The organism is Paraburkholderia sp. (genome assembly GCF_035948235.1).
Taxonomy (GTDB): domain Bacteria; phylum Pseudomonadota; class Gammaproteobacteria; order Burkholderiales; family Burkholderiaceae; genus Paraburkholderia.
The window spans coordinates 1-7,319 of the sequence record NZ_DASZJJ010000082.1; the positions used below are offsets into that span (position 1 = coordinate 1).

Annotated in this window: 6 protein-coding genes; 2 read left to right on the top strand and 4 right to left on the bottom strand. The window is 65.2% G+C overall.

All coding sequences use genetic code 11. The annotated features are described in order from the left end of the window. On the top strand, positions 1-791 hold a 791-nt coding region (locus VG320_RS06285; RefSeq protein WP_327199273.1), incomplete at its 5' end, for a LysR substrate-binding domain-containing protein. 15 nt (positions 792-806) lie between these two features. Here the strand turns inward: VG320_RS06285 and VG320_RS06290 are convergent. From VG320_RS06290 to VG320_RS06305, 4 genes are read right to left on the bottom strand one after another with little or no spacing between them, the layout of a single operon-like run. Then, complete coding sequence (locus tag VG320_RS06290) at positions 807-1,703, bottom strand: SphA family protein (protein ID WP_327199274.1); 897 nt, start codon at positions 1,701-1,703, stop codon at positions 807-809. Positions 1,704-1,759: 56 nt separating this feature from the next. Next, positions 1,760-2,674 carry an alpha/beta hydrolase gene (locus VG320_RS06295; RefSeq protein WP_327199275.1) on the bottom strand — a complete coding sequence of 305 codons (915 nt, stop codon included), beginning with the start codon at positions 2,672-2,674 and terminating at the stop codon, positions 1,760-1,762. A 39-nt stretch (positions 2,675-2,713) separates the two neighbouring features. Beyond that, positions 2,714-3,970, bottom strand: a complete 1,257-nt coding sequence (locus tag VG320_RS06300; protein WP_327199276.1) for an amidohydrolase family protein — start codon at positions 3,968-3,970, stop codon at positions 2,714-2,716. Between the two features lie 42 nt (positions 3,971-4,012). Next, positions 4,013-5,197 carry an MFS transporter gene (locus VG320_RS06305; RefSeq protein ID WP_327199277.1) on the bottom strand — a complete coding sequence of 395 codons (1,185 nt, stop codon included), beginning with the start codon at positions 5,195-5,197 and terminating at the stop codon, positions 4,013-4,015. A 233-nt stretch (positions 5,198-5,430) separates the two neighbouring features. Between VG320_RS06305 and VG320_RS06310 the strand changes: the two genes are divergently transcribed. Beyond that, positions 5,431-7,319: hypothetical protein (locus VG320_RS06310; protein WP_327199278.1), on the top strand; the 1,889-nt coding region annotated here is incomplete at its 3' end.

Here is a 7,319-nt window from a genome sequence, read left to right on the forward strand (position 1 = left end):
TCGCGAAGCTCAGGGAATATTTCGACGATGAACTCCTTGTGCCGGTCGGCCGCAATCTCGAACTCACGCCGCTTGCGCAGGAACTGGTTCAACCGGTGCGCGATCTGCTACTACAGGTGCAGACCATCGTCGCCATCGACCCGGCTTTCGACCCTGTGCATGCGCGCCGCCACTTCAAGATCGCCACCTCGGATTACGTGATCAATGTGCTGATGCGCCGCGTGATTCCGATGATCGAGCAGAGCGCGCCTAACATCACGCTGGAATTCATGCCGCAAGTGGAAGACTCGGCGGAAAAGCTGCGGCGCGGCGAATATGATTTGCTCATCATCCCCGAGCCGTTTATCGCGCCCGATCATCCGCACCTGCCGCTGTTCGACGACAGCTATACCTGCGTGGTGTGGGACGGCAATACGTCGGTGGGCGAGCGCCTGAGCGTGGCGGAATTCGAGCGTCTCGACCACGTGGCGGCGCTGCTGGGCTGGCCGCGCGCGCCCACTTACGACAGCCGTTTCATGGAGGCGCAGGGCATCAAGCGGCGCGTGCGCGTGACCACATCGGATTTCAGCTCGATTGCCCCCGCGCTGATCGGCAGCCAGATGGTCGCGACGATGCACCGGCGTTTCGCGGCCGAACTCGCGAAGATTTTGCCGCTGCGTCTTGTCGAGCCGCCGGTAGCGATTCCCACCGTGCGCGAGTTTCTGCAATGGCACGAGTACCGGGAAAAAGACCCTTGCCATCGCTGGTTGCGCGAGCGCCTGGTCGATGCGGCGGCGGCGCTCGCGGCCTGAACGGCGTGGCCTGGGTTAGAACTTTACGAACAGATTGAGCCAGAGCAGATCGCCCTTGGAGGTGTTGCGCGCATAGACCTGGTGCTGCCACGCGATGTAGCCGCCGTATTTCTGCGTGCCCCAGCCAAGCTGCGGACCCACGGCAACATCGCGCACGCGATAGCCGTCCTCATCGACCACGTTGCCGTTGAGCGTGTCGTTGGTGAGCTGGTTGTGCCAGTAACCGCCCACGCCCGCAAAAAAGCCGTAGGGCAGGTGATAGTTGAGCGCGTAGTCCAGATCGGTTTCGATACCCGATTTATAGCCGTCCGAGTGATTCTTCGCGTTGAAGATCACCTTGAACATGCCGCTCAATTCCCAGCCGCGCGCGAAGAACCAGCTTGCGGCGTAGTCGGCCTGCAGCGCGTAGTAGTTGCGGCCCACGTTGACCGCGCGCGTCGCTTCATAGGAGCCGGTCGGCAGCACGGCGAGCAGCGAGACCATCTGGTGAAAGGTCGGGCTATGCCAGCCGATCGACGGCCCGAGCGAGGTGTCGCCGATGCCGCTGTTATGGCCGTTTGCGTAGAGCGAGCTGAGCGTCGAATCCACATACGCCGAGGCGACTTCGAAGGCCGTGTCGCCGCCTGCGATCTTGAAGTTCTCGAAAACGTGCAGATAGCGCAACGAATGCGCCTGCACGCGCAGATTGCCGTCGGGCAATGAATTCTTGCCGTCGTTATTCGGGAAGCTGCTGGCGTAAATCCAGGTGTTGTAGTTGAGCAGGTAGTCACCCGGGTCCTGAAGTACGCCGGAGGCGATGGTCTGTACGCCAATCGGCACCACCGTGCCGCCGCCTTCGGTGGCGTGCGCCGCGCTTGCGAGACAGGCGGAAATGGCAATGATTCGGAATGCGAAAGATGTGAAATTCTTCAAGGTCATTGTCTCCATGCGTCGTTTTTTTTGAGGTGTGTCGGGTGCTTCGGAGGTGTCTAGCAGCGCTGCATGAAATCGATCAGCGTCTGCGCCAGCGTGTCGTCAATCGTGTTGATCGCTTCAAGCTGGGAAAGATGGTTATGCCCGCGTATTACAGCGACATCCGGATCGAAGCCGTGTTGGGTGACGAGCCGCGCGAACAGCTCGCCTGCCTGGATCTGCATTTGCGGCGGATCGAGTTCGGCCCATGTGACGAGCAGCGGAAACGGCGCGCTGTCGATCAGCTCGACGGTGGACATGGCCGGATAGCTCGCGAAATCGCTGCCGAAATAGGCTTCGTTGCGCGGGTCGGGGCTGGGCACGCCGAACTGGCGGCGCGCGAGCTTTTCCAGATGCACGTTATAGACGCCCGAAACCAGTAGCGCGGCGCGCGGTGCGGATACGTGCGCGGGGCGCAGGCGCGCGATCAGCGTGGTGGCGGCCACATGCGCCGCGCCCGCCGATTCGCCCGCGATGTAGATGCGTTGCGGGTCCGCACCGAGCGCCTGCGCGTTTGCATAGGCCCACGCCCAGGCGGCGGCCACGTCCTGCGCGCCGGCGGGCCAGTGGTTCTGCGGCCCGAGTCGATAACTGGGCAGCACGGTGACAAAGCCCTCGCGCGCAAAGCGCCAGCCCACGTTAGCGCGCTCGCGCCGGTCGCCGCGCACGAAGCCGCCGCCGTGCACGAACAGCAGCAGCGGGCGGCCTTGGGCGTCCTCAGGTTTGCGCTGAGCCGTGGGCACATAGACGTCGAGTTTTTGCCGCTCATCGTCGCCATAGGCGATGTCGGCGCGCAGTTCGGCGCCCTCGCGCGACTGCGTCTCGCGAAACGGCGCGTACCAGCCTTTCACCAGCGGCGGGTCGATTACGGCGCCCGTCGAGCGGATCAGGTCGGCAAGTTGCTGCGCCGTGGGAAGTGCGTTGTGGCTCATCGTGGTTAGTCTCTTTGCGTGGTCCTTGCTGCCAGCGGCTTAACGCGCGGCGCGCAGCGCGTGCGGCGTCTTGTGAAAACGCCCGTCTTTCATGATGGCGGTGAGGCGCTGCTTGTCCTGCAGGATCGCCACGTCGACGGTGGGATCGCCATCGACGAGCAGCAGGTCGGCCAGATAGCCCGGCGCGATGCGGCCGAGTTCGCCTTCGAGTCCCATCAGCTCGCCGCCCAGCGCCGTCGCCGCGTGCAGCGCCTGCGCGGGCGTATAGCCGAACAGCTCGACGAACAGTTGCAGATCGCGCGCGTTGCGTCCGTTCGGGTTGAACGGGAAGCCATAGTCGCCGCCCGGCAGCACGCGCACGCCACGGCGGCGCAGCTCGGGCACGAGGCGCTGCTGCAGTTCGCGCACTTCGGCGGCGCTCTGCTTCATGTGCGTCATGTCGAAGTGCGGCGGCGGCACTGCGTCGAGGGTCGCCTGAATGATGCCGATGGCGGGCGCGACGAAGATGCGTTCGCGCGCGGCTTCGAGCATGTCGAGCGCTTCTTCGTCGGCGTACGTGCAGTGATAGAGCACGCGAAAGCCGTTGCGCAGCGCCATCTTCACGGCCTCGCCGGCCTGCGCGTGCGCGGCGAGCCAGACGTTCGACTGCGCCGCCTGTTCGCCGGCCGCGCGGGCTTCTTCCTCGGAATAGAGCAGTTGCTGCGACGCGCCGGGTTGCAGCGCGTCCTCGCCCGAAAGCAGGAACTTGACCGAGCGCGCGCCCATCTCCGCGCAGGAGCGTACGAAGGCGCGCACGGCCTCGGGGCCTACGCCGTGGGGATCGACTTCGCCGGGGTTGAGCGCCTGCTCGTCGGCGGCCACCGGCGGCGTGCGCTCGATCGACGACGCCACGAGGCGCGGGCCGGGCATGCCGCCGCTCTCGATCTGCTCGCGCAGCGCCACTTCCACGCGCTTGCTCAACGAGCCCGCCGAATAGGCGCTCGTGAAGCCGTGATCGAGCAGAATGCGTGCGTTGCGCGCGGTCGTGAGCACGAGTTCCTCGGGCGGCAGCGCCATGCCGGGCACGAACTTCTCGACCGAGCTGGGCCAGGACAGATGCGCGTGGGCTTCGACGAGACCGGGCATGAGCGTCGCGCCGCCGCCCTCGTAGATTTCGTCGCCTTGCTGGGCGAGCGAAGGTGCGCCGGGAGTGGCGAGCGCGGCGATGCGGTTGCCCTCGACGCGCACCTGCGAGGGGAAGGGCGCGGTGCCGCTGCCGTCGAAAACGCGAACGTTGTTAAAGACGATGCCTGCCATTTTTTGTGCCTCAAATAAGGTGCGAAAGCGAATTAGGGAAAATCAGTGCGTGGAAGGAAGGTTCAGGCCGGGCTGCGCCACGGCGAGCGCGCGCAGACGGCCAAAGCACAGAAAGCTGACTAGCGCGATGCCAACCGCGGCAATGCCGAGCGCGCCAAAACCGAAGCGCACGATCAGCACGCCGCCCAGCAGTGGCCCGACCGCCGAGCCGGCCATCAGCATGGCGGGCGTGCAGGCGACGGCGCGGCCCGTGCGGTCGAGCTTTGCGAGCAGGCCGAACAGGAAGGTGTGCGTGAAGATCATCGCGAAGACCCACAGGCTGGCGGCGATCGCGTAGGGAACGAAGGTCGTGCTGGTGCCGATCACGAGCGCCAGCACGGCTTGTGCGAGCGGTCCGGCAAGCGCCACGTTGCGCGCGTCGAAGCGGCGCTGGAGCAAGGCCGCGAGCACGGGCGGCAACAGGTTCACAAGGCCGACCGCCACCAGCACGGCATTCACGTGCGCCGCGCCGAACCCACGCGCCAGACCAATGCGCTGCGCGAAGCTGAACACCATCGCCTGATTGATCGCCATGAACACGATGCCCGCGATCGCGCTCCAGCAGCCGCGTTCGAGTTGCGTGCGACCAGAAACTCGTGGTTTTGCAAAGCGCGCGTTTGCGTCTTTCGCGTCGATGCCTTGCAAACCTGCGGGCCACGCCACAACCAGCGCGATGCACGCGACGAGCGACAGCGCAACGAACACAAGGAACAGAAACGATCCGCCCTGCGCCGTCACGAGCGGCGGCACGGCGGCAAAGTAGAGGACGCCAAACACGGCCAGCGCCAGATGGCCCATCGCGAAGAGCCGATGCGGATTGGCCGTTTTGCCGATCGCGCCATGCACGACCGACAGGCCGCAACCCACGCCCGCGCCCGCCACAGCGTGCGCGGCGAACATCGCGCCAAATGTCGTGGCGTGTGCCGCCAGGCCAAAGCCGACAGCGGCGAGCGCGAAGCCCAGCGCGGACGCGAGCCGGCCCGGCAGGCGCGCAAACAGCGGTGCGATCACCACCGAGCAGAGCACGGCGCAGGCGAGATAGGCCGTGGCGAGCGCGCCCGCGCGCTGCGCGTCGAAGTGAAAGCCTTCGATGAGTGTATTGACCCAGACGGGCAGGGCCACCAGATCGATCATCCCCGCGACGTGGGCGACCACCAGTGCGCCATTCGATCCTTGGCGTGGGGGCATGTCTGTCTCCATTTGTTTTGATTTCGCGCAAAGTGGGGCGCGTTGGGAAAGTGTAGAGAGACATCGCTTCGCCAGCCCGCGCGTTTCGCGATGCCACATATCGCGATTTGCGAGGGATCGGCGCCCAGGAGTCGGGCAAGCTCCATATCGCGCCGCGAGACACGGCGCCTTCGATCGCGCTTCGATCGCTTTCGATTGACGACAAAGCCGAATACAAAACAACGGAGACAGATATGCCCCGACATCACGGAGGCAGGCGCTCGCTCGCGGCCTGTATGCCCACTCGTACGCTCAAGCGCGCCAGGCCCGCTGCGGCGCTAGCCGCCGTGCTCGCGCAGGCCGTCGCCCTCGCGTCTTGTGGCGGCGCGCTCAACAGTGCGGACAGCGCGACGCCCTGGCCCGCAAGCGTGAGCGCGGCCAGCTATCTGCCCGACACCGGCAACGTTCGGCCCGTGAAAGTGGTGAGCGTGTCAGGTTCGGTGACGGGCGCGGACTCGCTGCTCACAGGTGGCGCGCTCACGCTGAAATATGTCGCGGGCGGCGCCGCGCCTGTCGTCGTGCTCGACTACGGACACGAAGTGGGTGGTCTGCCGACCTTCGGCGTCGCGGCGCAAAGCGGGTCGCCGACACTCTCGGCCACCTTCAGCGAAAGCCGCAACACCGCGACGACTGGCGACGCGAGCGCGGGCCTGACCGTCTCGGTCGATCCGCAGCGCACGAGCCTCTTTCCCGTCAGCGCGACGGGCACGATCAAGTCGAACGCTGTGCAGGGCGGCGAGCGCTACGAGACGCTCTCGCTTGCCACGCCGGGCGAGGTGACGCTCAACAACGTTGCCATTCAATCGCTGTATGCCGCGCCTACCTCGGCCACGCGCGGCAGTTTCGTTTCCAGTTCCGATACGCTCAACCGCATCTGGACCGCGGGCGCGTATACCGTGGAAATGGATCGCCTCGCAGCAGGGGCGCTTCCGCTAGCGTGGCAGGTCTCGGCCGATGGCTTGTCGATCGGCACGAGCGGCACGGGCATCGTGCAAAAGAGCGGCGCCTGGCCGTCCGACTATGCGATGGCCTTCGATGTGCGCGTGGACCGCAACAGCGCGGGCTGGACAATGCGCGACTCGGGCAATCTCACGAGCCTGCGTTTCGTGCTGCATTCGGCGAGCGACACGCAGGGCACGCCTGATACGCTCGAACTCGACGCCTACAGCACCTTTGCGGGCGGCGCGGTCAAGCTCGGCGAATTGCCAGTGGCGGCGAGCGTCGCCACGGGTTCGTGGCATAGCGTGAGCACGTCGCTCAGCGGCAATACGGTGAGCGTGACGCTGGACGGCGTGAATCTCGGCACGTTGGATGCGTCCGGCGCGGCATCGATCCTGCTGACCAGCTACGGTAGCGCGGGCTTTTTCAACGTGCCCGCGAGCGAGGCCACTTACCGCAATCTTGCGATTACGGCGAACGGCGCGACGCTCTACGCCAACGCGCTCATGACGTCGAGCGCGCTGGACGACTTTTCGGCGAATACAAATGCGTTGCCCTTGCTGATCGACGGCGCGAAACGCGACCGCACGGTGTGGTCCGGCGACATTGCCGTGGAAGCACCCACCTTGTTCTATTCGTCGGCGCAAAGCGACGCGGTGGCCGGATCGATACGCCTGATGGGCAGCTATCGGCTCGCGAGCGGTGAAGTGTCGACCACGCACAGCCCGCAGGACCCCCTGATCAGCACGACCGCCGATGCCTATGGTTCATCGAATTTTTATTCCGCGCAGTATTCGATGTATTTCGTCACGGTGCTGCACGACTATTACCTGTATTCTGGCGATGCGGCGTTACTCACGCAGCAGTGGGCCGCAGTGCAGGGCGAATTGAATTATCTGCAAACGCTAGTCGATTCGAATGGTTTGATCGCGGTGAACGCGGGCAACGCGCAGGACTGGTTGCCCGATTTCGCCAGTCCGGTAGTGGGCGAAGTGGCATCGACGAATATGTTGTACTACCAGGTATTGAGCGATGCTGCGGAACTGGCGGCCGCAACCGGCGATGCGGGCACAGCCGCGACCTATGCGCAGCGCGCCGCCGCGTTGAAACAGGCCATCAACGCGCGGCTGTATAACGCGAGTAG

Bases quoted from the DNA above. Each gene is read 5' to 3' on its own strand.
- VG320_RS06295 (WP_327199275.1), bottom strand. From the start codon at position 2,674: ATGAGCCACAACGCACTTCCCACGGCGCAGCAACTTGCCGACCTGATC.
- VG320_RS06300 (WP_327199276.1), bottom strand. From the start codon at position 3,970: ATGGCAGGCATCGTCTTTAACAACGTTCGCGTTTTCGACGGCAGCGGC.
- VG320_RS06305 (WP_327199277.1), bottom strand. From the start codon at position 5,197: ATGCCCCCACGCCAAGGATCGAATGGCGCACTGGTGGTCGCCCACGTC.